The organism is Clostridium sp. AF35-15 (genome assembly GCF_003477745.1).
Lineage (GTDB): Bacteria > Bacillota > Clostridia > Lachnospirales > Lachnospiraceae > Otoolea > Otoolea fessa.
On the sequence record NZ_QUDY01000001.1, the window covers coordinates 410,179 to 436,287 of the forward strand.

Genomic DNA, 26,109 nt, shown 5'->3' on the forward strand with positions numbered 1-26,109 from the left:
TATTGCTATAGCTCCATCCGAAACATTTTACCGAAACCAACATCTCTTTTTATAACAAAATCTTACTGCTATTTCTCATTTGCGAAATCAACTATTAGAAACTTACTTTGTTTTTCTATAAATTGATTTAACCCACTCTCTCCTCCGACTCCCAATCGGCAGCACCTTATTGGCAATCTTCCGGATGCCCGCGTTCTGCTCCATCCTTGCGATTCTTGACAGTTCCGCTTCTCTCTCATCCATCAGGCATCGTTTCGTTTTTCTCAGGATCATCGGATAATACGGCGACAGCTTCGCATACTCCCAGAAATATTCCGCAAAATCACAGTCCACCACATCCCAAGGTTTCTGGTATCCAGCGAAATGGATCAGATACGGGCGTTTTCTCGCCTGTGTGTATGCTTCATAGAGCTGTCTCGGCGCCATCTTGAGAATATCCATACGGCTGCGTCCAATCTCCTGCCAGTCCATCAGCGTGTTCCACTGCTGTGGCAGGTAAGTTACTTTGTTTTTGCACACGATGTTCAGGATATCCTGATCGTGACAGCGATAGGAATGGGTCAGTGCCATCTGAATCATATCTTCTGAACTCATCGTCCTGCGGAGTCCGTCCAGATCAAGAATCAGGACACCTGCCTGGAAATAGTCATACGGACTGTCCAGTCCCAATGTCTCGGTTGCATAGGTCTGCCAGTTGTTCTGATTCAGATTCAGCTGTCCTGCCACATCGATATCTTTAGCCGCTCCAATCACGGCTCCCTTCAAGTCAAAATCATACAATTCTGCCACATCATGATCGGCCACCATGTCACAGTCCAGATAGAGGATCTTATGGTAATTTGGCATAATCTCCGGAATAATCAGGCGGTAATATGTCTCTACGGACAAGTGCTGATCGACAAATAATTTGCCCGCATCGAAGTATTCACATACCCGGATGAAACGGATCGATATATTCTGTTTGTCCCTGGCTGCCATGGAAATCAGATGCTGATTTTTCTCAGAAATGTCGTTGTACAGAATAATGATGTCATACTCTCTCTCCGGTGAGGCATTCGCGATCACCGAGCGGATCATGATGTCAAGATACGGTGAAAATTTATCGTTGGCAGACAATACGATCGGCACGCCTGCTGGATAAACCGGCTCCAGAACCGCTTTCGGCGCTGTCTCTTTAAACAGGGTTTTCGGCAATTCTCCTGACCGGATTCCCGGCTGTGTTTTCAGCCATTCATAGTAGATGCCGCAAAGGCGTTCTGCCAGATATCCCATCACCCGGTATTCTTCCACACTGTACCAGGTACTGTCGATCCGCTTTTCTGCCTCAAAAAGGATATCAAAGAGCCATGCACAGTAATTTTTATAGATCTCTTTTTTCATAATGAACATATTGCACTCATGGGCGGTTTCGGACTGCATATACGAATCTGCTGTCTGTGCAAACGCCGGATATTTTTCTTTCAAAATCTGCAGGGTAATATCCAGATCTTTCCGGTGCTGGAAAGGAACCATGCCATATTCATGGTACACATCCATCGTTTTTCCTTCTGTCTTAATGCGCGGATACCGGCGTCCGCGGACGCTGATCACGTCATATTTTGTGATCAGATCGCGCATAATCTCCGGCTGAAGTTTCATTTCCTCGATCGCTTCTTCTGAGATGCGGTCATAGGCAATATTCCCCCATCCATCGTCTTTGTTCAGAGACGGATCAAATGCCAGATAGCGGCGGTAATGGAAAAATCCATAGTAATCCGCCTCTTCGTTTTTCCATGCCCAATACTGTGCCGTCAGCTCACAGTATGTCTTATTCCGTTCGGAAATATTGTCTCCCTCATCGTCATGCAGCATCCCCGGAAGTTTTTTTCCGGAGAGTGCCGTTCCTACCTGAATCGGGTATAAATATGGGTTTTCCGGCACATAGGCCGGTTTGTGGCAGACCACGTAGATCCGGATATCCGGGTTCTGTCCTGCTTGTTTTTCCATGTATATTACATTCCTTTCATCTACAGCATTTTGCGGGATTTTTATGCGTTTTCCGGCAGATTCAGGCTTTCCATATAAGCATCGCAGACGCTCTCTGCCTCGCCCTGCATAACCACATTTCCCTTGTTCAGCCAGATTGCATGGTCGCAGAGCTGACGCACGGTTGCCATCGTATGGGAGACAAAGAGAAGTGTCGTTCCATTTTCCAGCATATGATGCATGCGCTCCTGGCATTTTTCCTGGAATGCCGCATCTCCGACGGCCAGCACCTCATCGACGATCAGGATCTCCGGCTGCACGATCGTGGCGATAGCAAATCCCAGGCGGGCTGCCATACCGGAGGAGTAGTTCTTGATCGGCATATTCATGAAGTCTTTGAGTTCTGCAAATTCGACGATCTCATCGTAGTGTGCATCCATGAATTCTTTGCTGTAACCGAGAACGGCGCCATTCAGATAGATGTTTTCCGTCGCCGTCAGTTCGCCGTCGAATCCGGCGCCCAGCTCGATCAAGGGTGCGATACTTCCCTTTACCTCTACCGTACCCCGGTACGGCTTCAGGATGCCGCAGATCAGTTTTAACAGGGTTGATTTTCCGGAACCATTGGTTCCGATGAGGCCCCACGCTTCCCCGCGTTTTACTTCAAAATTGATATCTTTCAGAGCCATGAATTCCTGAAACATGAGCTCCCGTTTGATCAGTTTTACAAAATATTCTTTTAAGTTATCGATGCGCTCGGAAGCCATATTGAAACGGACCGCCGCATTGGTTACTTTTATGATTGTATCTTTGTCCGATGCCATTTCTGCCTCCTAGATATATAAGATAAATTTATCCTGCGTCTTTAAGAACGCGCCCACTCCGACCAGAAGTGCGATACCTGCTGCCACGAATCCGGCGATGATCAGATACGGATCTGGCATCCGGCATTCCAGAACGATCTGTCTGAACTGCGTGATATAGAAGTACATCGGATTCAGGGTCATAACCAGTTTCCGCAGTGCCTCCGGAAGCAGGGTGATCGGATAAAATAATGGAGTCAGGTACATCCATGCGGTCAGTACTGCATTGTAAATATGCTGGATATCACGGAAGAATACACATCCCTGTGCTAACAGCATTCCCAGTCCCAGGCAGAATAGATATTCCTGCAAAAGAATCACCGGAATGAACAGGAAGAATACATTCGGGACTACCCGGCACACGATAAATACGATAATAAGTGCCCCCAGAGCAAATATCATATTTACAAAGGAACTTGTGATTTTGGAGACGGTAAATACATATTTCGGTACATACGTCTTTTTAAGCAGGGACGCATTTCCAATGATGGAAAAAATCGCCTGTGTGGTTGATTCACTCATAAAGTTATAAAGGGTCTGTCCGATAATCAGGTATACCGGGAAATTGGTAATATCCGACCGGAACATATTGGAAAATACGATTACCATGATAACCATAACCATCAGCGGATTCAAAATACTCCAAAGGTATCCAAGAAAACTTCTGCGGTATTTCAGCTTAATGTCTTTTGTGACAAGCTGCTGCATCAGAAAGCGGTATTTATAAAATCCGCCCAATCGCCTTAAGAACAAATTCATATGTTTTTCCTTTCTCTCTTCTCGCTTTTATCTCAAAAAAAGCCCGCGCAACAGAACCCGTCTCAGGCTTCCTGCCGGAAACAAACGGTTTAATCTGCGCATGTCTATTTTAATTTTGATTTTTGTCGGTTTTAGCCTGAATTCCCGTATATTGGATGTGCTTTCCTCCTTTCCCGGTTCGGTATGATAGAATTTCAGATAGGGAAGTTCCGCACACTTCGCCCCCCTGTTTCTCTGATATAAGTAAAAGATGCCGAACAGGCGCTCCGCCAGATACCCAATCAGTCTCGGCTCCTGTTTCTGCCTGTCTGCTTCTTTTCTCTCTGCTTCAAAGGCGCTTAAAAGCGTAAAAAGCCATTCCATGTATTTCTGGAACAGCTCTTTTTTCATGATATACATATTCATATAATAGATTTCTTTGGAATGCATATATGCGTCCGCCGCATCTGCATATTCCGGATAAATCCGTTTTAAAAGTGCCAGCATCTGATCCAGATTGTTTCCATCATGATACTGACAGTATTGCCGGTAAACCGTTGTATTGATTCGTTCGCGATACACGGTCAGAAGATCGTATTGTTCGATCTGGCGGCACATCCAGTCTTCCTCGATCCAATATGGCGTCAGATCTTCCCATACGGAATCTAATTCTATATATGGGATATGACGTTTTCCTATTATTTTCCCTTTCGCAGTCACCGGGCTTAGGTTGCGAAAGGTCAGATAACGGCGATAATGGAAAAATCCGTAATAATCGCAATCCAAATGTTTCCACGCCCAGTACTGGGCTGTCAGTTCGCAATAATCTGGATTTTTTTCGGATATATTATCGCCCTCATTGTCATGGTATGTCATTCCTTCCAGCCGCCGGTCTGTCAGAGCCGTTCCCACCTGCATCGGATAAAAAAGGGGATTTTTCGGCACATATGTTGGCTTATGACAGGCAATCAAAATGCGTATATCTGCTTGTTTTTCCATGTTTTATTTTCCGTTTGTCGGCTCCTGTTCTTCTTTTACCCCTTCCGTACTCTCTTTCATCAGCATGATCTTCGGCGTCATGATAATCAGCTTCAGATCTTCCAGGACGGAATAGTTCCGTATGTACGTCAAATCCAGCTTCAGCTTGTCATAAGGGGTTGTGTTGTATTTTCCATATACCTGGGCATAACCGGTCAGTCCGGCTTTGACCTGCAGGCGGAAGGAAAATTCTGGAATCTCTTTTTCCAGCTCTGCCGCCAGCTCCGGGCGCTCCGGACGCGGACCCACGATGGACATATCGCCTTTCAGAATATTGTAAATCTGCGGCAGCTCGTCCAGGCGGGTTGCACGAAGGAGGCGGCCAATCGGCAGGATTCTCGGATCGTCCTCGCTTGCCAGCCGTGCCTTTCCATCTGCTTCCGCGTTCTGCACCATGGTACGAAATTTATATATCTGGAATTTCTTTCCGTTTTTTGTAAGGCGCGTCTGCTGGTAAATCACCGGACCGCCGTCGGTCATCTTAATACAGATTCCTACAATCAAAAAAATCGGAATCGTGATAACGATTCCGATGAGTGATCCGACGATGTCGATGATCCGTTTCATAATTTCCTGCTCAATCTGCAGTCCCTGATTATTCCGCGATAAAAGCAGCGGCGAATCAAACAGATTTAGTTCCACCGAACTGCGAAGTAAAATATCCGATATTTTCGGGACGCTGTATGTCCGGATATTCTGGCCGAAACAATATTTGATGATATAGTTTCGCTCATGCGCCGGTATATCTCCGACAATCACACTGTCGTATTTGGCGATCTCCGCTTTGATGCGTTCCGGTTCTTCGTGGTAGCTGACAATCTGGCTGATTATGTATTTATCTTCCCGCGCATTCATTTTTTCAATCAAATGATAATCTGAGTGATCGCCGGAGATCAGCAGCAGCTCTCTCGGCGGGAACATGCCCCGGTACAGCCAGAGAAATGTCATCGTCCACGCGAGGATGATGACAACCGCCCCTATCAGATTGACCACCAGTGGCGCCGGTGCCGTGAATTTCTTATCCTGCACGCTGATCTGGAAATACGTAATGATATTGGTGACTACCACCGCCAGTATCTGCGAGTAGATCAGATTGCCCCGTTTCAGGAGCGCTATCTTAAATCCGCCGTACAGCTGCATAAAGAAAATAAGCAGGAGTCCATAGATGAATATCATCATCCAGTTACCCCTGCGGAAGAACGGCGCCCAGATAATCTTGTTGTACCAATTGATCCAGATGACGCCATAGAGTCCTGTCAGAAGCGCAACCAATATCAGGGCAAATCCCAGCTTGATCAGGCGCTTGTATTGCTCAAATTGATTCATGCTTTTGTGTTTTGGTTCCTTCCTTTTTATTTAATTTTATAATTTAGGGTTCTATTTTTACAGTCTGTCCCTTCTCTTTATCTTACTTATCTTCCGGCAGACAGATTCCCAGTTCTATCCTGCGCTTTTCTCCCAGAAGCTCAACCTCCACCGTCACGATCCGCTTACGGATGCGCTTGCGTACAATCTTGTCCAGGAAGAAGGATAATGGTCCCTGGGCGGTTAGGATGTTGCCGTCTTCGTCAAGGGTAACAAAGGAGCGGCGGACAAGACATTCATCCAACTCCATCATCTGGCAGAGCAGTTTCTTCTCTTCCTCCCGGATCGCCCAGAATTCACAGTCCGTCCGCAGGAGTTTGGAAAGCTTCGGGACCCGCTTTAACGCCAGAAAGAATTCCTCCGGCGTGTCGGTGTCCGCGATAACATAGGATGGAAAGAGCGGTTTCTGGTGTTCCAAAAGTTCCCCGGCATTGCGCCAGACGCATTCCTGCTCAATCACAAAACAGGCGCGGTACCCATTTCCTTTCAAAACGCGTTCGATGCATTCTGTCAGCTCCTGTTCCCTGCCTGTCTGTGTCTGGATCACATACCACATATCGCACTCTCCTTTGCATTTTCTCTGCTTTCAGGTGCACAATGGGTATGCTTCGCCATCCCGGAGCCGCCTTCTGGCTGCCCGGATTCGATCTCGATCCATCCTATGTTCCATCTTTCATCTGACCATGACATTGATCACAGGCAGCTTACTCCATGTGCTTTTGATTCTTATTCTGCGCCTCTTAACGCGCTTTCATGCGTCCGCATCCGGCACGCCCTGATTTTAGAGGATTTGTGCCTATGCGAAGTCTAGTTTATTATACTACGGTTTGTGGGGGGATTCAATAGAAGTTTGTGGGAAGGAATGTTTAGGAAATTCTTAAATTTAAGATAAAAGCGGAGTTTTCACCCCGCTTTATCTACAGTCTTTGCACCAGGACTGGTTTCTAATTTGACCATTTCCCATTTTACGGAAACCAAATTCGCTGATTGGTTTTGGCTTATTACAATTCGGACAAATACGTACAGGCTCACTTCCATTGTATCCACTTGATTGAATTATTGGTCTATCAACATTAATATTATTTTTCTTATTAGCCGCCATTACAATACTCCTTTTCAACACATAAACTTCTTTTTATATCTTTATTTATATCATTTGCTCTGCCATACGATAAATAAACAGCAATTGCTTTTTCTACCGCTTTATTTAAAGAATCGCCATCTTCTAACGCTTTAAAAGCCAGTTTTTTATGTAATTCTGGCTTAATCCTGACATTAAAAATGCCTTTATATTCCCTTTCCGGTTCCTTTCCAACTTCACTGCAAAATATAAGGTAATCGTCAACTGCACAATGAAATTCTTTTTCTACATCCGCAATATTACTTGTTTGAAAATCCACATAATCATTGATTCCTTCAATAACTCCATCAAATCTCCGCTTTTCCCATTTCCCTTTCCCTCTCCCCTATGCTACAATACCCTTATCACACCACCCAAAGGAGGCTCTCACCCATGATCCCACAAACATCCGTCAACTGGACCGCATTTAACTACAAATACTCCACCAATCCCCAACACGCCTTTGAATCCCTCACATACTACCTCTTCTGCCATGAGTTCCAGCAGCCCTACGGTATTTTCCGCTACTTCAACCAGCCCCATATTGAGACAAATCCCATTCATGTGGGCGATCGCTATATTGGTTTCCAGTCGAAATACTATGCAGACAGTGTTACCATGTCTTCCAAAGAACAGGAACTAATCGGTGCTGTCAAGGGAGCTGCACAGAGATATCCGGGTATTACAACACTCTATTTCTATATCAGCCGTGAATTTTCCCCCAGTTCTAAAAAGGACGATATCAGGCCCTCCTATCAGAAAAAGGTGGAAGCAGCCGCTGAAGAGCTTGGCATTGAACTTATCTGGCGGGGTCCCAGCAATCTGGAAGCGCAGTTGATGCAGGATAAGCAGCTTACCATTTGCCGCAATGTGTTTTTTCAGGTGGACTCTGCCGTACAGACCTGCTGTGAAAATCTTGTAAAACATAAAAGAGAGATATTTGATCACATTCACACCAGCGTAAGATATAGAGAAAACGATATTACTCTGGAACATATCCAACTAGACCTTAACTCGTTTCTAAATTCTGATGCGGTCATTTTGCTCATTGACGGAGCTGCCGGTTCCGGAAAATCGGCTCTGGTAAAACAGCTTACAAATGAACTTACAGGTGACTGCGCGTTCCTTGCCTTTAAAAGCACCGATCTGGATGTGAATGATATACTAAATTTTTTGACGCGTTATGGCGAATTAAATTTGGATGAAGTGATCGATGTATACAAAATGGCTGTCACACGTGTGCTCTATATCGATGCAGCCGAAAAGTTTTTTATTTGTGAATATCAGGAAACGTTTGAGGGTATCCTGAACCGCTTTATAGCCGCTGGATGGAAAATCATTTTGACACTCCGAACCGCGTACCGGGATTCTTTTCAAAACTCTCTATTACACGGCAGCAAGGTTCAGACCTACCAGGTCGAACCAATTAACCTAGATAAGCTGTCCACTCTATCCCATACCTATGGTTTTCAGCTGCCACAGGATAAGCGGCTGCTGGATCTGCTCTGTGCGCCTTTCTATCTGGGCTTATATCTGGCTCTGGAAAACCTCGAGGATGAATCGATGCGTTCTTTGAACCGTGAGGCATTTGAGGAAAAAATCTGGAATGATATCATCCGTAACAGCCGGAAGCGGAAGGACAATCTGCCAACCAGAAGGGAAACGGCCCTTATTTCTTTGACCACGAAAATGCTTCGAAATGAGATTTATTATCATGAGATTCTCGCAGAGGATGATTCCGAGGCACTTTCTGAACTGGAAAAAAGCGGCGTGCTGTTCCAAAGCGACGATGCCAGAAGATATTTGCACAGCCATGATGTATTTGAAGAGTTGGTTGTCGGTCATATTTTTACTGAACGCTACCGGCATGGTACCCTGAATAAGCAGTTTTTTGCCGATTTCCACCCTTCTCTCCGCATCCGAAAGCTATTTCGCGGATGGCTGGCTGATTTTGCCGCTGTTCCAACGCATCAGGAGCTTATTTTCCACCTTCTCGACTGCGAACAGATAGAGCGGATATGGAAAGATGAGATTCTCTTAACGGTTATCAGCACGGAATCTTTAAAAGTAGTTTATCAAAAGCTGACACAAAAGATGGCTGCAAACAACTATGAGCTGTTACGAAAACTTGTAATTTTAATCAACACCTGCTGCCGCGCCGCAGAGAACTGGGAGCAATACTGGAGTACTGGAAATCTGATTCCGTTTCGCCTTTCCAAGCCATCCGGCTATGCCTGGCAAGCTTTGTTTGCATTTTTGCTGGAGCAAAAAGAGACTATTCTTTGGGATGAAAGCCTGATCTCTATCATCATCGAGGTACTGGATTCCTGGACCAAACACCTCGCTCATGCCAAATCAGAAAACACCCGCATGGCCGGAGAAATCGGGGTATTTTTGTTTCAAAAAATAGCCAACGACAAGGATCTGCGTTATACCTTTGAAAAAGGGCAGGTAGAAAAGCTGCAGGATGTATTGGTAAATTCCGCATGGATGATTCAGGAACCCTTAAAATCTCTTTTTCAAATGGTAATAGATGAAAAAACAGGCGATGAAAATCATCCTCCTCTTCCCCGTATGTATACGGACCTGGCAAAATGTGCTGTATCGGATATTTATCATTATGGAATGGTTCCAGCTGCAATGCCTGAAATCGCGCTTCATCTGATGGCAAAATTGTGGGTTCACTCCAATATGACTCTTCGTACCCATTACGCCCATCCTGATGTTGAAGAAGATTTCGGTTTAAATCCTCATCTGGACTTTTGGTATCAAACCGCAAGCGCTTATGCAACACCAATTATCCCATTGCTGCAAGCCGAACAAAATCTTGTAACTGATTGGTTAATTGATTTTTGCAATCAAGCTGGTAATTCCTACGCACATTCATCTTTAAATGAGGATTATGGGGAATGTACAAACATTACTATTTATGTAAACAATATACCTGTAGAACAAATTGCATCTGACCGACTCTGGAAGATGTACCGCGGAACTTCGGTTGGTCCAAATCTTCTGATTAGTCTCTTGATGGGGTTTGAAAAATGGCTTCTTATGGTTATCGAGCATTCAGAAACTCTTATTGTTGTTAATTATTGCCGCTATATCCTGCAGAAGTCCCGCAATGTTATGTTAACTTCCGTGATCGTCAGCGCCGCAGAAGCTTATCCAGATAAATTATTTGAGATTGCCTGTGAGCTTCTGCGTACAAAAGAACTGTTTCATCTGGATTCATACCGCTTTACCGCCGAATCCTCAGCTTCCTTTTTGTTGACCGGAAAAGATCTTCTTGAAAAAGAACGGCTAGAAAGTAACCGGCTTCCTTTCAGGAAAAAACGTCTGGAAGAAGTTATTTTATCGTATCAAACAAATTCCAGCGGTCTTTCAACAGAAGCCTTCAATTTCCGAAAACAAACACTTTATCAAGCGATTGACCGAGCGACTGCCGATATCGATACCTGGTCATCCAATGACAAATTTGCCTATTACCGGATGGATTTACGACATTATCAGGAAATTGTTGATGTTCGGGAAAATGAGCACGGGCAGACACTCTGTACGGTTCTCCCTGATTTTACAGAAGACATGAAAGCATTAAGCCAGAAGAGCGCCGCCGCCTATGAACCTCATCTGAAATATATGGATTTACAGTTATGGAGCGATTATAAATTCCACCATGATGTTAAATTCCGGGAATATAAAAAGTATGAGAATGTCCGCACCATTTGCTCAGAGCTGAACGAAATCTGGGCATATATGGACCCTGAAGTTCGCAATGAGGAACTCTCTTCCGACGATATATCTGTGATCGTGGACCGCTTTACCGCGATCGCATCTTACACCAGTGCTGTTTTACTTCGGGATTTTAAGGAAACATTGTCACATGAAGATCGGACATTATGCGAATGTATCATTTTCTCTATTGCTGATTTATTTGCACACGCTTCTCACTTTGAAATCGTTCAGGCTGGAAATGGAATCGATGCGATTGCCGTTGGACTGGTTCTTTTAAGCAATGAAGATAATATAAAAGCCATAAATGACGAAAATCCTCTGTGCCTGCTTCTTAAATTGGCACTGAATGACTGGAGTTATAACAGCCGTATCGTGAACGGAATCGCGTCAACCATCTGGGTGCACAGCCAGAATGCTGCATGGCATTTCCTGTATCTGTTTTCACTCCTCGCCGATTCTTATGAAGACGCGCTTTTGAAAAATGAGTCATTTTCCAGCGATGACTTTTTCAAGCGGAATGAGGATGTGATTGCCCGTGCGCTTGCGAAAGACTCAGTTGATATAACCGACTTTGATTTTTCCAAGCTCCAGAATATAACAATTTTCACGCTTCTTTCCTTGATCTCTCCCCAAGCAGCAGAGGCATTTAAATTCGCGGATGCAACGAAAGATCTTGTCATGGAACTTGTTTTTACAAATAACAGGGATTTGCGCACCGAACGCAGGGAACTTTCTGGATATACATTAAACTATGTTTCCTGGCTGGCAGATGTTCTGCTCCATTGTGAGCAGGCAGAACAGGCAGGTCTGATCGATGCATTTTTCAAATCTGCAGATTTGATTCGGAATGATAACTCAAAATATCTGATTACCGAACTTATTCGAATTCAAGATATCTGTGGAAAAACGGATGCTTTCTGGAATATATGGGAATTACTGAAACCTTACCTTCTTGCATTAAGCAGCAAACCACAGGTTTCTTTTGATGACCGCCATCCGTATGGACTGGACAAAGTGATTATCAGCTATTTATTTGGCAATTCTCCCTGGAGATCCGGCGTTCACCGATGCGCCTTCCTTCCAGAAGGAAAAGCGGCTTTCTTTGACGATTTTATCGACAAATCAGGAAGTCTCAAATCCCTGTTCTATGCGATTTCCCGGCTGCTCTATACCGTTGGGCGGGAACCTTACATTGAAAACGGAATCGACTGGATGTATAAACTGGTCACGCGTGATCCTGACTGCCGGTTACCGCTTTATCAGCAAACCTTGTATTATATGGAAGAGTACGTCGGTCTTTTTGTATCACGTCATCGCATGGATTTCAGGAACGATGTGGAACTGGCTTTGAAGACTCAGACGGTGCTGGAGTATATGGTAAATCGAGGATCGCAGATTGCTTTTTTCTTGCGGGAGTTGATTTAAAATAAAGGGTACAAAGGCAAAATTCTACATTTACTTAGAAATACATATCGGACTGATAGCGAACTCAGTTGACATTGCAGAACATAAGTTCTATAATTGGCTTGTTAGCATTTACAAATTACAGATTTATAAATATTACCTCGGAGGCCAATGCCATGAAAAAAATAGGTTTAACCATATATGCTTTAAATGTTTTTCATACCGGAAAGTATCACGGTGAAGAGAAACATGGACATTTAACTTTTATAGATATGCTTTCAGCTTTCTCTAAACTCTAGAACAGGACAGTTTTCCCGCCCCCGTTTTGGTCTTCCATGAAACAAAGGATGCGGAAGTTGGTTTTAGAAAAGCGAAAATAGAAAGCCATGCGGCTTTATTACATAACCGCATGGCTTTTCTCTTCCATCACCTATTTTTATTTGCAAACCCGGTTCTCCAACTGCCCACTCTGCACATAATGTGTATAGTAAGCCTTCAAATCGTCTCCAAACACTGCCGCCAAATCCGGGTTATTTGCCTTATATACACTGACATCGAAATTCTCCGATGCCCTGCGTCCTTCTGCCATACCGCACGTATAAAAATGCTCAAATAACTTTTGCGAATCTAAGCCAACGACCGACTGCAAATCTGGATTATTCATATAATAATAATTTGCATCAAACACCGGCTGATACATGTTCATCTGTTCCGCTACCTGATTCTGATTACCTGCGGACTGTGCCTGTGTCTGAGTCTGCGTCTGACCGGACGTATTTCCATTCGAAACAGCCCCATTCTTATACGGGCAGACTCCATTTGGATGAAGATGTGCCTCATGGCCGCCACAATGATAATGATAACTTCCCAGACCGCTCTTATTCTTGTAGTCATGATGACCGCCTTGTGCATCGGTTCGTCCCTGATGCGCCTCAGCTGTAATCATCGTCATATTTGAGACTGTTGTGAAAGATGCCGTCAGCATCATACAGGATAAAAGCGCGGTTCCAAACTTTTTAAAACGTTTCATAATAACTCCCCCTTGTAACTGTAAAATGAAATGCTCTCCAATTTAATTGTAACATTTCCATACAGAAAACACAAGAAAATTGCCATAATACCGCACTAATTCTGCCTTATAAAACCATGCGGTTGCCATTACACAGCTGACACATACTCTTCTTACTCACCTTCTTTCAAGGAAAACTCCTTAAGAAATGGAATTCCTCCATATACCCCCGCCAGATAATCCTTTTCAAATGATGCATCGGAACGCACCTTAAAGTCCGAAAGCGCACATAATTCCGAATGTCCCAGCTCGTCTTTCTGTACAAACCAAATCTGGTCCCTTCGGAATAATTTTTTATCCATTAATGTCGTATCATGTGTAGTATAAATCAGCTGAGCCATTGAATTGTTATCATAAAATAAATCAATAAAAAATTTTAACAACAATGGATGTAATTTTACATTTAGCTCATCCATCACCAGTACATAATCATTGATAATTGCCATATGTGCATGGATAAAAAGCATGATACTCTTGATTGTACCTTCTGACTCATCGTATAAATTCAAAGGATATAATTCCCCATCCGCCCCTTTATGAAATGTAAAAAACAGCGTTTCTTTTTCTTTATAAGTAATATCCTTTATTCCAATATCTATTGCGGTAAGAAACTCTAATAACTTTTCCTTTTTTCCATCAATTACCTTAGGTAAAAGAGCATCTAAAAACCTTGTATCTTCATAGTCATCCGACATAAAAACCAGTACATCTGTAATTCCTGAATAAACCGTTTTAAAAATATCTGTTTTTAACTTGAGTTTATTAAAGAAAGATAACAATAATGTCTCTGGTGGAATTTGATCTTTATAAGCTTCACATTTTTTTCTAACGTACACCCCTAAATTTACTTTTTGCATCGTCCTCTCAAAAATCGTCACTTTACGGTTTGTCTTTAAACTCTTTCTGTACAGCCATTCCATCACGATCTTCTCAGAATTGTACTCAAACCCATACTGATACTCCTCGTCCCGCAGAATCTGTACAATCTCAAATTCTGAATTACCTTTGTTCTCTTCAAAAGAAAATGGTTTACTGCATTTTTTGAGTACGGACTCAGCTCCGTCATCAACATTGTTCAAAGATTGGGAAACAATCCGCCGAAAAAGCTGTAGTGCCCACACGAAATTGGACTTTCCGCTGGCATTGGCGCCATAAATAGCTGCTACCCGCAGGAATTTTTCCTTGGTATCTATATCAATCAGGTTCGACGGTGCTCTTTATAAGCGCTGATTGCTGTCATATCAAAAATCGTTTCTTCTTTAAAGGAAAGAACGTTTTTCATTTTAAATTGCACCAACATGTTTTGTATCTCCTTTTTATATAATATACAAATTTCTGATTTTTATATCAACATTTTTGTGATTTTTCCGTTATTTTATTGATTTTATGTTTCATAATTACTCTATCCGTCTCTCTCAATTACAAAAAAAATCAAGATTCTATGCCGGAATAGAATCTTGATCATCAATTAGCCGCGATACTTTTCGCGAGGGATTCGCAGGCAGAACACCTTGAGGCCATATTGTGAAGCCCAGATGCGCACGCCCTTACGAGTAATATATGGAGTATATACTAAGACATATTCCTTATCCATAAGGCGGTCACCTCCTTTTTTGAAGGTTCCTCTTGAAATCCCCGACAAAGTATGATACATTTAAAAATGTAAATACGTATCCCGGCATACTCGTCGGCAGAATTTGTGCTGCAACACAGATTCAAGAGGCAGAACACCTATGGGTGGTCTGCTTTTATTTTTCCAACTCTTCTTTTAAGTTGGAAATAAAAGTGGGTAACATGTTTTCAATGTAAAGTGTGATGAAATCTAAATCTTTTTCGGTCACATTCTGGGGAATGATAACCTTTGCCACAGAACCAGAAAGTGTTGGTATTGTAAAACAATACGCCGACGGCTCCATCGACGTCAGAACTTCCTCTTTGGATTCAGCGGTACTATTTTCACTAACCTCTTTAGAATCTTTAGAAGAACTTTCATCCTCAAAGGAGTCAATATCATTCTCATCTGATTCCAAAAGAATAATGCCGTTTTTCAGTATTCCTACCTGCTCTGCATTTTCAATGAATTTCGCAGCGGCAATATCCTTAGCGCTTTTCGTTAGATTGTATTCTAAAAGAAGTATATTACTAAGCTTATCTTGACTAGGAAGGGCCTGGTTTTCATATCTTTCCACGATCTTACGATATAGCGGAGCCGATAAAAAGCTTTCTACGATAGCGCGTCTGGTATCTAATTCATTAACCGGATAGACAATCCGCTTGGCAAGTTCTGTCAGTTCAACCGCTCCATTTGAACCTCGAATCAATCCAAACTGCTTTGCAGTACTAATCTTTGCCCGAAAGGAATTTGTCTTCACGCTAAATCCAAGAACACTTGCAATAGTATTGATAGATACACGCTTTCCACCGATTTTTACAATTTCATTAATGAAATCCACTATTTCTTTAATAGAAAACATGGGATACAGTGAACTTCTTTCCTTTATATTTTTTTCAGCCGACTGTGCCATCTGAGAATCTCCCTCCTTAAATCCACGTCTAGTATAGCATCTACCATCCACTTCGTCAAGACTTAAACTTAATTTGATTCTCAATGTGCTCAAAATTTGATTCTTATTTACGTCCATTCTCGTAAAAACTATGTTTTTTACATTGTAAATTTAAAATTGAGTGCACATATCATTAAAAAGGACCATATCATTTTTCTTATATTTTGCGAAACAGCATCTGTTGTCATTTGCTGTTTCACAAATTTCATTTTTTCCTTCTGCACTCCTATTTTTAACCTGATTCTCCAGGCATTCCATACACTTAATATATATAATTTTCGTATAAAAATAGGCTATTGCAAACACCTGCATCCGCAATAGCCCATTCTTACCTTCTACTATATTCGTCACTCTCCAAAAACTTAAAAGAGCTTTCTACCGCATATACTCCTGCTTCACCTTATGATCCACCACATGCCGCTTCGCCAGCTCTTTCGTCACATCCTCTACACTGATGCCCGCGTCTGCCATCAGAACCATGGCATGGTAACACAGATCTGCCAGCTCGTAGATCGTTTCGTCCTTGTCTTTCTTCGCTGCCGCGATGATAACCTCGGTACACTCCTCGCCGACTTTCTTCAGAATCTTGTCCAGACCTTTATCAAACAGATACGTCGTGTAGCTTCCTTCCTTCGGATTCGTCTTACGTCCCATAATGAGGTCGTAAAGTCCCTCATAGGAAAACGGCGTGATCTCCTCGTTCTGGTAAACCGGCTCAAAGAAGCAGCTCTCTGCGCCCGTATGGCACGCCGGACCTTCCTTGACCACCTCGACAATCAAGGTGTCCTTATCGCAGTCCGCATAAATACTGGAAATATGCTGCACATTCCCGCTCGTCTCACCCTTTCTCCAGAGCTCCTGACGGCTGCGGCTGTAAAAACAGGTTTTCTTCTCCCGAAGGCTGATCTCCAGACTCTCCCTATTCATCCAAGCCATCATCAGAACCTTCTTGCTATAATGATCCTGCACAATCGCCGGAATCAGACCTTTCTCATTAAACTTTAACTCATCAATCTTAAACGACGGCTCTACGCCTGCAATCTCGTTGATATTCTCACTCATATTTTTATCCTGCCTTACCACATAAAATTTTAATTACATCGTAACTGTTCAGTACCTTCACAGTCACGCGCAAAATCCCATTAAAAATTGCCTGCTGGCTCATGTTTTCGTACGATCAGCGCAGCGCCGACGCTCTCCTTCGCGATCCACAGGAGAACAGGCATCCAAAAACTGTAGAAAACATCGCATACGCCGGTGCGTAGTGAGGTCTTTTCGAACTTAGCACCGCTGCGTAGGCGCAAGAGCGAAAGCGTTTTTCGGAAGTTTCTGGATGCCTGTTTTCCGTCCCTCTCACGAAAAAGCACCGCCCTCTAACTTTTAGGGCATCTATGCGATTTAGATCAACCGCATCTCCACCCCATTCTCCGCCAGATACTGTTTCAATTCCTTAATATTCACTTCTTTCCGGTGGAAAATACTCGCCGCCAGTCCCGCGTCGATCTGCGGATACTGGAAAAGGTCTAAGAAGTCTTCTTTCTTTCCCGCGCCTCCCGATGCAATAATCGGCACATCGACACGCTTCGCGATCTCCAAAAGCATCGGAATATCAAATCCCTGCTTCACACCGTCCGTATCGATACTGTTGACCACCAGCTCGCCTGCGCCGCGTCTGACGCCGGATTCTGCCCATTCCAGCGCATCAATGCCTGTATCGACACGCCCGCCCTGCTTAAATACGTGGTATTCGTCTCCAACACGTTTAACATCCATCGAAAGCACCACACACTGATCGCCGTAGCGGTGTGCCGCCTCGGTAATAAGCTCCGGATTTTTGATCGCGCCGCTGTTGACGCTGACCTTGTCCGCGCCGCATTTTAAAACGCGGTCGAAATCATCCAGCGTGCTGATGCCGCCGCCGACCGTCAGCGGGATGAAAACCCGTTTTGCCGCCTCAGTCAGGATGTCGGTAAAGATTTTTCTTCCTTCTACACTTGCCGTAATATCATAAAATACCAGCTCGTCCGCGCCGCTCTGGTTGTAAAATTCTGCCATCTCGACCGGATCCGCCACATCCTGGATTCCCTCGAAGTTGACGCCTTTCACGACACGCCCGTTCTTTACATCCAGACATGGAATAATACGTTTTGAAATCATGCCGTTCCCTCCTGATTTCTTTTTCTGATTATTCATTCGAACGCTTCGAATGATTCGAATGATTTTTTTGCCGCTTTTTATACGGCGCTTCTCCTAAACGGAATATTTCAGTGCTTCCTTTAAATCAATCGCACCCAGATACAGCGCTTTTCCTAAAATCGCACCATACACCTCATTTTTCAAGATCTCAATCTCCTTGAGGCTGCTGATTCCACCGGACGCCACGATATCCAGCCCTTCAATCTGCGATAATTCTTTATAAAGCTCCAGGTTCGTTCCCTGCATCTTTCCATCGCGGGAAATATCGGTGTAAATGACCGTTTTCACTCCCGTATCGCGCAGGCGGCGGCAGAAGTCAACGCCTCTTACCTCGCTCGTCTCAAGCCACCCGTGAGTCGCCACAAAACCATCCTTCGCGTCCACACCGACTGCAATTTTATCGCCGTATTTGCGGACCATTTCTTCGACAAATGGATAATTTGTGACCGCCACCGTGCCGAGAATCACGCGTCCGGCTCCGAGCGACAGGTATTTGTCGATGGATGCCTCGTTGCGGATGCCGCCGCCGACTTCTACAAATAATCCCGTTGTCTTAATCAGCTTCTCTATCGTGTCAAAATTTGCCAGCGCCGCGTCTTTCGCGCCGTCCAGATCGACCACGTGCAGGTTTTTCGCGCCCTGCTCCTTGAATCCCAGCGCCACCTTCTCCGGCCGGTCGCTGAATACTGTCATCTGGTTATAATCGCCCTGCACCAGGCGCACCGCCTTGCCGTCCCGCAAATCAATCGCCGGAAATAGCTCCATGTCCGTTTCCTCTCCATAACTGTTTAAATCCAATCTACAAGCCTGAAAAAACAGTTACCTTTCTTGTTTTTCTATTAATTATATCTCCGAAAACGCCTTCAGAATCCGCAGTCCCACTTCCCCGCTCTTCTCCGGATGAAACTGGCAGCCCATGACATTTTCATTTGCCGCGGACGCCGTGACCGGAATGCCGTACTCCGAGGTTGCCAGCAGACTCTCATCACAATCTTTTCCATAGAAGCTGTGGACAAAGTAGACGTAATCGCCCTCTTTGCTGTATTTAAACAGCGGATGCTCCTTTCCTTTTTCCGTCAGATGCAGGCTGTTCCAACCCATGTGCGGCACTTTTAGGTTTGCCGGAATGTCTTCTTTTAAGTCTGCCATCACGCCCGGAATCAGTCCCAGACCCTGATGCTCGCCGTATTCATAGCTTTTATCAAAGAGAAGCTGCATTCCGAGGCAGATTCCCATGATCGGTTTGCCTGCTTTTGCTTCATCCAGCAGCGGCTCTGCCATTCCGGATCCGCGCAGTTTCGCAATCGCATCACCATACGCGCCGACGCCCGGTAAAATGATGTGATCCGCTTTTCTTAAATCTTCCGGATCGCGGCTGACTTTATTTTCCAGTCCCAGGTAACTGAGGGAGGAACTGAGGGAAAACAGGTTTCCCACGCCGTAATCAATAATTGTTATCATTTGCAGCCTCCTATATCAATTCATGTATGTTCCCGCAGTCAACGCAGGAACCCGCTGAATCATTATAAACCTATTAAATAGATTTGTTATACTTACTTTTATCTTAGATCATAATACCCCTTTTGTCGATGGAATCTCGTCCCGGTATCTCTTGTCAATCGACACCGCCTCGCCGAGCGCGCGTCCCAGTCCCTTGAACATCGCCTCGATGATATGGTGGCTGTTTTCGCCGTGGAACATTTTAAAATGCAGCGTCATCCGGCTGTTGGAGGACAGTGCAATCATAAATTCCTTTACAAGCTCGGTATCAAAATCGCCCACTTTTTCGGTCGGGATCTCTACATCCATGACCAGATAGGAACGTCCGCTTAAATCGAGCGCCGTCATTACCAGTGTTTCATCCATCGGAAGCAGGAAACTGCCATAACGGCGGATGCCCTTTTTATCACCCAGCGCCTCTAAAATTGCCTGTCCCATGGCGATTCCGATGTCCTCTGTCGTATGATGGTAATCGACCTGCGTATCTCCGTCACATTTCAATGTGAGATCAAACCGTCCATGTCTGGCAAAGAGCTCCAGCATATGGTTTAAAAATCCGCAGCCCGTATCGACCTGATATTTTCCCGTTCCATCTAAATCAATCGACAGGCTGATTTTCGTCTCTGCCGTGTTTCGTTCTAATGAAATCTTGCGTTCTCTTGACATTTTTGCCAGCCTTCCTTTCTTATTCACAGCTGCCCCATCTACAAAAACCATGCTGCCAGCATTTTCATACGGTTCCCACAGTAAATGCGTGAACCTATTGAATTCCGGCCTATCTTACAACTGCACTTCTCGCCGCTTCCACCAGCTTCTTCGTCTCCTCAACAAACGTTTCCATCTCTTCCTCGGATCCGATGGAAATGCGGACATAATCCTTGATCCGCTCACTGTCCCAGCGTCTTACCAGGATTCCTGCCTCGCGCAGTCCGTCAAAATAGACTTTTCCCGGCATATCGCCGCTCTTGGCAAAAATGAAGTTGGTCTTCGAATCCAGCACAGTAAATCCAAGTGCCCGGAGCGCCTCGGTCGTTTTTTCACGCGTTTTGCAGATGCGCCCGGTACATTCTTTCGTGTAGTCCCAGTCGCGCATCGCCGCCGCGCCAGCCAGAATCGACAGGCGGTTGACGTTGTACGGGTTAAAACTGTATTTGATCCGGTTCATATCCGCGATAAGTTCCGGGTTTGCGATCGCAAATCCGACGCGCGCGCCGGCTAAGCTGCGGGATTTGGAAAAGGTCTGGATAATCACCAGATTTTCGTATTTCGGAAGCAGTGATACACACGATTCGCCGCCGAAATCCACATACGCCTCATCCACCATCACAACGCGGTCCGGGTTGGACGCCGCTACTTCCTCAATCGCAGAAAGCGGCAGGTTCATGCCTGTCGGGGCATTTGGATTGGCGATGATCACATTATTTCCGCAATTTTTATACGGTTCGATATTTAAGGTAAAATCTTCCTCCAGCGGAACTACCTTGAACGGGATTCCATAGAGCCCGCAGAGTGCCGGATAAAAGCCATATGTCAGATCTGCGAACTGCAGCGGCGCGTTCTGGTCGCAGAATGCCCGGAATGCAAAACCTAAAATCTCGTCGGAACCATTGCCCGCGATGACCTGGTTTGTTCCCACGCCGTAGTGGTCGGCAATCGCCTCGATGAGGACGCGCTCTTCCGGATCCGAATAAAGGCGTAAATTTGCAAGTTCCAGCGGCATAATTTTAGAAGAATTTTCCTCATACCCCGCCAGAATCGCCTCCGCAACCTTCGGACTCGGCGGATACGGGCATTCGTTTGTGTTCAGCTTGATAAATTTCCGTCCCTGCGGCTGCTCACCCGGTGTATACGGAAGAAGTGATTCGCTTGCTTTGCTCAAAAAACGGCTCATATCTGCCTACGCCTCCTTTTTATATTCTGCTGCGGTTTCTTTCTGCGCTTTCTCTTTTGCTTCTTTTTCTTTCTTTTCCTGTTCCTTTTTCTTCTGGTGTGCTTCCACCGCGCCCTTCAGCTTCTCCGCCATCTCGGTGATCTGCTTGTTTTTAAACTCAAAGCTGCTCTTGTTGGCGATGAAACGGGCGCTGATCGGCAGGAACTCTTCCAGCACTTTCAGGTGATTTTCACGGATCGTGCTGCCCGACTCGACAATATCCACGATGACGTCCGAAAGTCCCAGAATCGGCGCCAGCTCAATGCTTCCGTTTAATTTAATAATGTCAATATCGCGTCCCAGCTTCGCGTAATGCTCTTTCGCAATATTCGTAAATTTCGTTGCCACGCGCACCGGTCGGTCTTTGTCCTCGACGTAATCCTCTTTTCCAGCCACGCACATCCGGCATTTTCCAAGTCCCAGATCGAGAAGCTCGTATACATCCGGGTTGCTCTCCATCAGAATGTCTTTTCCGACGATTCCGACGTCTGCCGCATGGTGCTCGACGTATATTGCCACATCACTCGGCTTTACGAGCAGGTAGCGGACACCCGTCTGTGGGTTCTCAAACACCAGTTTTCTATTTTCGTCGTAAATACTCTTGCAGTCATATCCGACCGACGCCAGAAGCTCATACACCTGATCGCCCAGTCTTCCCTTTGGCAGTGCTATGTTTAACATCTCGCGCCCTCCTTTCCATTCTCCTGAAAGGCAGTTTCCCGGTCCTCTTCCAGGGAAAGACGTCCGTCATACCGGTACAGATAGCAGTAACGCAGATCCTCCGGCACAGCTTTCTCCACCCGCACGCGCAGTCCCTGACGGCGCAGGCTTTCAACCGCCTGGCACAGGCGCACTACATCGACATCCGGCTCATAGAGTACCAGCGCATCGACATCGTAGCGGATGCTCTTTTCCGGCAGGCGCTCCAGCTCTTTCAAATAGATGGCAAATCCGATCGCATCGGCTTTCTTTCCTAATTTTGCCATCATACCGTCGTACTGGCCGCCGGAAAGAACCTGGCGTGCCAGACCATCTAAGAATCCCTGGAAAATAATACCGTTATAATATTCAATGTCATTGATCATCGAGAAATCCAGCCGCACCTTGTCAAGCTGTCCGCCCAGTCCCATCGCCTCCAGAACCTCATACAGGCGGGATAACAGGGCAACCGCCTCCTTCATTTTCGGCGTATCCGCGATCGCACCTGCCTCTGCCAGCACCCGCCCAAACTCTCCGTACAGCCCGGAAACCTTCATCAATTTCTCTGTATCGCCCTCCAGCAGTGCCAGATCCGCGCACAATTTTTCCAATCCGCTGCGGTTTTTCGTCCGGATCAGCCCTAAAATGATATCTTTCTGTTCGGCATTGACCGGAAGCTCTTCCATCAGTCCCACCACGAAATCCATGTTAGAAATCTTGAGCACATAGTCCGTCTCAAAATCCGCCAGACTCTTGAGCGCCAGCGCCAGCACCTCCGCGATCACGCAGTCATCCACGCCGCCCATGCACTCCAGTCCCATCTGGCTGATCTCTTTGTAAGTGTGGCTTTCCTTGCTCTCACGATACACACTCTCCAGATAATAGACCTTCTCGCACGTATTTTTATCTGCCTTGGTGTTCTTCGCGATGCTCAGCGTCACGTCCGGCTTGAGAGCCATCAAGCGTCCGTCCAGATCCGTAAATGTCGGCACATTTTCCCCCAGCAGGAAACTTTTATTCGCTGCATACAAACTATATTCCTCAAACCGCCCCATCCGGTACTTGCGGTATCCATAGCTCTCATAAAGACCTCTCAGGCGAAGCGTCGCCGCCTCCGCCCTCCGAAGGCTCTGAATCTCTAAATTCATGCTCTATCTCCTCTCAACTGCCGCCGCAACCGCCCTGCCTCAACAAAATCTGCCGGACAATCACCCGCTCGTCTATATCCTGCTGTTATAGCTCCCATCACTTTTGTTTATCTTGCTATCATGGTAGCGCACTAAAGTGTTTTCTATATACTATCATTCCTTCTTAAAAAAAGCAACTACTTTTTTAGAATACTCACACTTTAATTAAAAGAAAAACTCGGGGCGTGAGAAATGTGCGCCCCGAGTTTTTCCACCTCGACTCTATTCTTTTATAACCTTCTCCAAAATCGACCCCAGAATCTCCGTCCAAGGCGTATACGCATCCTTTTCCTCCAGATGCGTCAGCGCCATCCAGTTCAGTCCTCCCGGTGTCATTTCTCTGGCAAGGTCTTCCAGATCCCCGTCCCACGTCGCTGCCTTGCGGGACAGCGCCCCAGTAAATTCGGTGATGTATGCCCGTGCGGATGGCTCATCCAGCCCGTTTCTCTCACACCACTGGATAATGACGGTCAGAAGCATATAGTAAGCGCTCATCAGGCCCGTCGTGCTCCTAAGGATCGCGATCTGCTTCGGCGTATCGACCGGAACCGGCTTGCCGACGTGACTCATCAGATCGACTACCTCCGGGATATCCGGGTAAATCACCACCGGTCCGAAGCGGTTCGCCGCGAAAGTCAGAGGCACAACATCCGCCAGAATCTCTCTCTGTCCAAACATTTCCTCGATGCGCTTTAAGCTCAGCGTTGCAACCAGATTGATAAACTTCTTCTCCGGTCCGATATGAAGCGGTTTTAAGATATCTTCCGCCGCCTTCGGAAGGAGCGCCGCAAAGACCCAGTCCGACCGGTCCACAACTTCCTGGTTATCCGCCGCGACCGACACGATCTCCGGGTATTTCTCATGCAGCATCTGCGCCCGTTCTTTATTTCTCGGCGATACAACGATCTGCAGATTCTCCATTCCGCTCTCGCAGAATCCAGTCACGACGGACGTCGTAATGATTCCCGTTCCAATAAATCCCAGTTTCATAAACTTCTACCCTCTCTTTCTCCTCTCCGTTTACCCGAAATTTTTCCAGACGATTCCGAGCGAACTTTTCTGATAGTTACTCCCCCGATTTTATTCACATACACAGTATACAACCAAAAACACATATTTTCCAGCATCCTACTCATATCTCGGCGCACTTTTCCGGGTTTTCATCGTAATTCCTCCCTCAACCTTCGCAGCCCACTTTGATCAGGCGCCTTATTTTATCGTTCATATCCTCCTTGCTATTTTCTTTGAAATTGTCCACTTCCGCAAATAAAGCGATTGAAATAAGCCATCTCCTCATCTTTATTCAATCTTAATACATCGTTAAATCTCCCTTATCCGCTCTTAAAATCTCCAGCTGTATAATATGACCATCACAGAAATAAGGAGTTGCCTTTATGCCGGAAGAGATTATTCGTCGAAAGCGCCGCCTTTCGTCTTTTCAAATTATCACATTAGGGTTTGCCGGGGTCATTCTACTCGGAGCGCTACTGCTGATGCTGCCGATCTCCACGACTGGAGAGAATATTACTCCATTCAATGAAACGCTGTTTACTGCGACCTCTGCCGTCTGCGTGACAGGGCTTGTAGTACAGGATACAGGCTGCTACTGGTCAACCTTTGGGCAGGCGGTTATTCTGGCACTGATCCAAATTGGTGGTCTTGGTGTCGTAACCGTAGCAGCATCGTTTGCGCTGTTGTCCGGGCGAAAAATTTCTCTGATGCAGCGCAGCACCATGCAGGATGCAATTTCAGCACCAAAGGTCGGCGGAATCGTCCGTCTGACACGCTTCATCCTGCGAGGGACGTTTCTGATTGAGCTTCTGGGAGCGCTTGCCGTGCTGCCGGTATTCTGCCGGGACTATGGATGGCGCGGCATCTGGATGGCGGTATTTCATTCCATATCCGCTTTTTGCAACGCCGGGTTTGACATTCTTGGGACAGAAAGCAACCACTATCCATCTCTTACCGGCTACGCGGACAGCCCGGTAATCAATATCACGATTATGCTGCTGATCGTGATCGGCGGTATTGGATTTCTGACGTGGGATGACATCTTTGAAAACAAGTGGCGGTTTCATCGCTACCGAATGCAGAGCAAGGTGATTCTGGTCACGACAGGTTTTTTAATTTTTCTGCCTGCTATGTTTTTCTTCTTTTCAGACTTTTCCGCGCTTCCCGCCGGAAACCGGCTGCTGGCATCCTTTTTTCAGTCTGTCACGCCGAGGACAGCGGGCTTCAACACGGTAAATCTTTCCACGATGTCCGGTGCATCACAGGGCGTAATGATCCTTTTGATGCTGATCGGCGGTTCTCCAGGTTCTACAGCAGGCGGTATGAAAACAACGACACTGGCGGTTCTGCTTGCCAATGCCACTGCAACCTTCCGCCAGCGCGATAGTGCCCGATTTTTCGGACGCAGAGTCGATTGCAGCGCCGTCAAGACCGCCGCGACCATTCTGACAATGTACTTGATGCTGTTCTTTGGCGGTGCTGTCTTTATCAGCGCATATGAGAATCTTCCGCTGTCTGCCTGCCTGTATGAAACGGCATCGGCGGTCGGGACGGTGGGATTGACACTTGGTATTACACCGCAGCTGCACATTCCATCGCAAATGGTGTTGATCACGCTCATGTATCTGGGCAGAGTCGGCGGTCTTACCCTTATTTATGCGACATTTTCCAGCAAAAAAGTGGGGAATGCAAAGCTGCCGCAGGAAAAAATCACGATTGGATAAGGAG

The 26,109-nt window shown here is 45.7% G+C and carries 25 protein-coding genes; 3 read left to right on the forward strand and 22 right to left on the reverse strand.

Going from position 1 to position 26,109, the window contains the following annotated elements; all coding sequences use genetic code 11:
* Window positions 1–102: 102 nt before the first annotated feature.
* The 9 genes from DWZ76_RS01990 to DWZ76_RS14990 form a co-directional block, all read right to left on the reverse strand.
* Window positions 103–1,986: a DUF4422 domain-containing protein gene (locus DWZ76_RS01990; RefSeq protein WP_118471626.1), complete on the reverse strand. Its 1,884-nt coding sequence runs from the start codon at window positions 1,984–1,986 to the stop codon at window positions 103–105.
* Window positions 1,987–2,027: 41 nt separating this feature from the next.
* On the reverse strand, window positions 2,028–2,789 hold the full coding sequence (locus DWZ76_RS01995) for an ABC transporter ATP-binding protein (RefSeq protein WP_118471628.1): 762 nt from the start codon (window positions 2,787–2,789) through the stop codon (window positions 2,028–2,030).
* 9 nt (window positions 2,790–2,798) lie between these two features.
* Window positions 2,799–3,587, reverse strand: coding sequence for an ABC transporter permease (locus DWZ76_RS02000; protein WP_118471630.1), 789 nt, complete (start codon window positions 3,585–3,587; stop codon window positions 2,799–2,801).
* 27 nt (window positions 3,588–3,614) lie between these two features.
* Window positions 3,615–4,565, reverse strand: coding sequence for a DUF4422 domain-containing protein (locus tag DWZ76_RS02005; protein WP_118471632.1), 951 nt, complete (start codon window positions 4,563–4,565; stop codon window positions 3,615–3,617).
* 3 nt (window positions 4,566–4,568) lie between these two features.
* A complete protein-coding gene (locus tag DWZ76_RS02010; protein WP_118471634.1) occupies window positions 4,569–5,930 on the reverse strand; it encodes an exopolysaccharide biosynthesis polyprenyl glycosylphosphotransferase in 1,362 nt (453 codons plus the stop codon).
* Window positions 5,931–6,012: 82 nt separating this feature from the next.
* The gene (locus DWZ76_RS02015; RefSeq protein ID WP_118471636.1) at window positions 6,013–6,525 is read right to left on the reverse strand and encodes a transcription termination/antitermination NusG family protein; all 513 of its coding nucleotides are present in this window, start codon (window positions 6,523–6,525) and stop codon (window positions 6,013–6,015) included.
* A gap of 357 nt (window positions 6,526–6,882) precedes the next feature.
* The gene (locus DWZ76_RS02020; protein WP_117796560.1) at window positions 6,883–7,071 is read right to left on the reverse strand and encodes a hypothetical protein; all 189 of its coding nucleotides are present in this window, start codon (window positions 7,069–7,071) and stop codon (window positions 6,883–6,885) included.
* Window positions 7,061–7,369: a type II toxin-antitoxin system HicB family antitoxin gene (locus DWZ76_RS02025; protein ID WP_243017750.1), complete on the reverse strand. Its 309-nt coding sequence runs from the start codon at window positions 7,367–7,369 to the stop codon at window positions 7,061–7,063. Before DWZ76_RS02025 ends, DWZ76_RS02020 begins: the two co-directional genes overlap by 11 nt.
* Before the next feature lie 107 nt (window positions 7,370–7,476).
* The gene (locus DWZ76_RS14990; RefSeq protein ID WP_182434327.1) at window positions 7,477–7,632 is read right to left on the reverse strand and encodes a hypothetical protein; all 156 of its coding nucleotides are present in this window, start codon (window positions 7,630–7,632) and stop codon (window positions 7,477–7,479) included.
* Window positions 7,633–7,707: 75 nt separating this feature from the next.
* Here DWZ76_RS14990 and DWZ76_RS14995 point away from each other — a divergent pair, with 75 nt between their 5' ends.
* Together DWZ76_RS14995 and DWZ76_RS15375 are read left to right on the forward strand one after the other, a co-directional pair.
* A complete protein-coding gene (locus DWZ76_RS14995) occupies window positions 7,708–12,246 on the forward strand; it encodes a hypothetical protein (RefSeq protein ID WP_182431250.1) in 4,539 nt (1,512 codons plus the stop codon).
* Window positions 12,247–12,401: 155 nt separating this feature from the next.
* The gene (locus DWZ76_RS15375) at window positions 12,402–12,524 is read left to right on the forward strand and encodes a hypothetical protein (RefSeq protein WP_270224330.1); all 123 of its coding nucleotides are present in this window, start codon (window positions 12,402–12,404) and stop codon (window positions 12,522–12,524) included.
* A gap of 137 nt (window positions 12,525–12,661) precedes the next feature.
* Here the strand turns inward: DWZ76_RS15375 and DWZ76_RS02035 are convergent, their stop codons facing one another.
* The 13 genes from DWZ76_RS02035 to DWZ76_RS02095 form a co-directional block, all read right to left on the reverse strand.
* Window positions 12,662–13,255: a YHYH domain-containing protein gene (locus DWZ76_RS02035; RefSeq protein WP_118471639.1), complete on the reverse strand. Its 594-nt coding sequence runs from the start codon at window positions 13,253–13,255 to the stop codon at window positions 12,662–12,664.
* A 152-nt stretch (window positions 13,256–13,407) separates the two neighbouring features.
* Complete coding sequence (locus tag DWZ76_RS02040; protein WP_347560915.1) at window positions 13,408–14,496, reverse strand: ATP-binding protein; 1,089 nt, start codon at window positions 14,494–14,496, stop codon at window positions 13,408–13,410.
* Between the two features lie 266 nt (window positions 14,497–14,762).
* A complete protein-coding gene (locus DWZ76_RS15380) occupies window positions 14,763–14,888 on the reverse strand; it encodes a hypothetical protein (RefSeq protein ID WP_270224331.1) in 126 nt (41 codons plus the stop codon).
* 154 nt (window positions 14,889–15,042) lie between these two features.
* Window positions 15,043–15,819, reverse strand: a complete 777-nt coding sequence (locus DWZ76_RS02045; protein WP_117796563.1) for a hypothetical protein — start codon at window positions 15,817–15,819, stop codon at window positions 15,043–15,045.
* A gap of 414 nt (window positions 15,820–16,233) precedes the next feature.
* Window positions 16,234–16,920: a bifunctional phosphoribosyl-AMP cyclohydrolase/phosphoribosyl-ATP diphosphatase HisIE gene (gene hisIE, locus DWZ76_RS02055; protein ID WP_117796565.1), complete on the reverse strand. Its 687-nt coding sequence runs from the start codon at window positions 16,918–16,920 to the stop codon at window positions 16,234–16,236.
* A gap of 336 nt (window positions 16,921–17,256) precedes the next feature.
* Entirely contained in the window at window positions 17,257–18,015 is a 759-nt protein-coding gene (gene hisF, locus DWZ76_RS02060) for an imidazole glycerol phosphate synthase subunit HisF (RefSeq protein WP_117796566.1), read from the reverse strand.
* 93 nt (window positions 18,016–18,108) lie between these two features.
* Window positions 18,109–18,819, reverse strand: coding sequence for a 1-(5-phosphoribosyl)-5-[(5-phosphoribosylamino)methylideneamino]imidazole-4-carboxamide isomerase (gene hisA / locus DWZ76_RS02065; RefSeq protein ID WP_118471643.1), 711 nt, complete (start codon window positions 18,817–18,819; stop codon window positions 18,109–18,111).
* 78 nt (window positions 18,820–18,897) lie between these two features.
* Window positions 18,898–19,515 carry an imidazole glycerol phosphate synthase subunit HisH gene (gene hisH / locus DWZ76_RS02070; RefSeq protein ID WP_118471645.1) on the reverse strand — a complete coding sequence of 206 codons (618 nt, stop codon included), beginning with the start codon at window positions 19,513–19,515 and terminating at the stop codon, window positions 18,898–18,900.
* A 108-nt stretch (window positions 19,516–19,623) separates the two neighbouring features.
* Window positions 19,624–20,220, reverse strand: a complete 597-nt coding sequence (gene hisB, locus DWZ76_RS02075) for an imidazoleglycerol-phosphate dehydratase HisB (protein ID WP_118471793.1) — start codon at window positions 20,218–20,220, stop codon at window positions 19,624–19,626.
* A 109-nt stretch (window positions 20,221–20,329) separates the two neighbouring features.
* Window positions 20,330–21,445, reverse strand: a complete 1,116-nt coding sequence (gene hisC / locus DWZ76_RS02080) for a histidinol-phosphate transaminase (RefSeq protein WP_118468925.1) — start codon at window positions 21,443–21,445, stop codon at window positions 20,330–20,332.
* Window positions 21,446–21,451: 6 nt separating this feature from the next.
* Window positions 21,452–22,165, reverse strand: a complete 714-nt coding sequence (gene hisG, locus DWZ76_RS02085) for an ATP phosphoribosyltransferase (protein ID WP_118471647.1) — start codon at window positions 22,163–22,165, stop codon at window positions 21,452–21,454.
* Window positions 22,159–23,331, reverse strand: coding sequence for an ATP phosphoribosyltransferase regulatory subunit (locus DWZ76_RS02090; protein WP_118471649.1), 1,173 nt, complete (start codon window positions 23,329–23,331; stop codon window positions 22,159–22,161). The genes hisG and DWZ76_RS02090 overlap by 7 nt, the downstream gene beginning before the upstream one ends.
* 261 nt (window positions 23,332–23,592) lie before the next feature.
* Window positions 23,593–24,360: an NAD(P)-binding domain-containing protein gene (locus tag DWZ76_RS02095; RefSeq protein WP_118471651.1), complete on the reverse strand. Its 768-nt coding sequence runs from the start codon at window positions 24,358–24,360 to the stop codon at window positions 23,593–23,595.
* Between the two features lie 404 nt (window positions 24,361–24,764).
* On the opposite strand from DWZ76_RS02095, the gene DWZ76_RS02105 reads away from it, so the two are divergent.
* Window positions 24,765–26,105 carry a potassium transporter TrkG gene (locus tag DWZ76_RS02105; RefSeq protein ID WP_118471655.1) on the forward strand — a complete coding sequence of 447 codons (1,341 nt, stop codon included), beginning with the start codon at window positions 24,765–24,767 and terminating at the stop codon, window positions 26,103–26,105.
* Window positions 26,106–26,109: the final 4 nt, after the last annotated feature.

Bases quoted from the DNA above. Each gene is read 5' to 3' on its own strand.
- DWZ76_RS01990 (WP_118471626.1), bottom strand. From the start codon at position 1,986: ATGGAAAAACAAGCAGGACAGAACCCGGATATCCGGATCTACGTGGTC.
- DWZ76_RS01995 (WP_118471628.1), bottom strand. From the start codon at position 2,789: ATGGCATCGGACAAAGATACAATCATAAAAGTAACCAATGCGGCGGTC.
- DWZ76_RS02000 (WP_118471630.1), bottom strand. From the start codon at position 3,587: ATGAATTTGTTCTTAAGGCGATTGGGCGGATTTTATAAATACCGCTTT.
- DWZ76_RS02005 (WP_118471632.1), bottom strand. From the start codon at position 4,565: ATGGAAAAACAAGCAGATATACGCATTTTGATTGCCTGTCATAAGCCA.
- DWZ76_RS02010 (WP_118471634.1), bottom strand. From the start codon at position 5,930: ATGAATCAATTTGAGCAATACAAGCGCCTGATCAAGCTGGGATTTGCC.
- DWZ76_RS02015 (WP_118471636.1), bottom strand. From the start codon at position 6,525: ATGTGGTATGTGATCCAGACACAGACAGGCAGGGAACAGGAGCTGACA.
- DWZ76_RS02020 (WP_117796560.1), bottom strand. From the start codon at position 7,071: ATGGCGGCTAATAAGAAAAATAATATTAATGTTGATAGACCAATAATT.
- DWZ76_RS14990 (WP_182434327.1), bottom strand. From the start codon at position 7,632: ATGGGGCTGGTTGAAGTAGCGGAAAATACCGTAGGGCTGCTGGAACTC.
- DWZ76_RS14995 (WP_182431250.1), top strand. From the start codon at position 7,708: ATGTCTTCCAAAGAACAGGAACTAATCGGTGCTGTCAAGGGAGCTGCA.
- DWZ76_RS15375 (WP_270224330.1), top strand. From the start codon at position 12,402: ATGAAAAAAATAGGTTTAACCATATATGCTTTAAATGTTTTTCATACC.
- DWZ76_RS02035 (WP_118471639.1), bottom strand. From the start codon at position 13,255: ATGAAACGTTTTAAAAAGTTTGGAACCGCGCTTTTATCCTGTATGATG.
- DWZ76_RS15380 (WP_270224331.1), bottom strand. From the start codon at position 14,888: ATGGATAAGGAATATGTCTTAGTATATACTCCATATATTACTCGTAAG.
- DWZ76_RS02045 (WP_117796563.1), bottom strand. From the start codon at position 15,819: ATGGCACAGTCGGCTGAAAAAAATATAAAGGAAAGAAGTTCACTGTAT.
- hisIE (WP_117796565.1), bottom strand. From the start codon at position 16,920: ATGAGTGAGAATATCAACGAGATTGCAGGCGTAGAGCCGTCGTTTAAG.
- hisF (WP_117796566.1), bottom strand. From the start codon at position 18,015: ATGATTTCAAAACGTATTATTCCATGTCTGGATGTAAAGAACGGGCGT.
- hisA (WP_118471643.1), bottom strand. From the start codon at position 18,819: ATGGAGCTATTTCCGGCGATTGATTTGCGGGACGGCAAGGCGGTGCGC.
- hisH (WP_118471645.1), bottom strand. From the start codon at position 19,515: ATGATAACAATTATTGATTACGGCGTGGGAAACCTGTTTTCCCTCAGT.
- hisB (WP_118471793.1), bottom strand. From the start codon at position 20,220: ATGTCAAGAGAACGCAAGATTTCATTAGAACGAAACACGGCAGAGACG.
- hisC (WP_118468925.1), bottom strand. From the start codon at position 21,445: ATGAGCCGTTTTTTGAGCAAAGCAAGCGAATCACTTCTTCCGTATACA.
- hisG (WP_118471647.1), bottom strand. From the start codon at position 22,165: ATGTTAAACATAGCACTGCCAAAGGGAAGACTGGGCGATCAGGTGTAT.
- DWZ76_RS02090 (WP_118471649.1), bottom strand. From the start codon at position 23,331: ATGAATTTAGAGATTCAGAGCCTTCGGAGGGCGGAGGCGGCGACGCTT.
- DWZ76_RS02095 (WP_118471651.1), bottom strand. From the start codon at position 24,360: ATGAAACTGGGATTTATTGGAACGGGAATCATTACGACGTCCGTCGTG.
- DWZ76_RS02105 (WP_118471655.1), top strand. From the start codon at position 24,765: ATGCCGGAAGAGATTATTCGTCGAAAGCGCCGCCTTTCGTCTTTTCAA.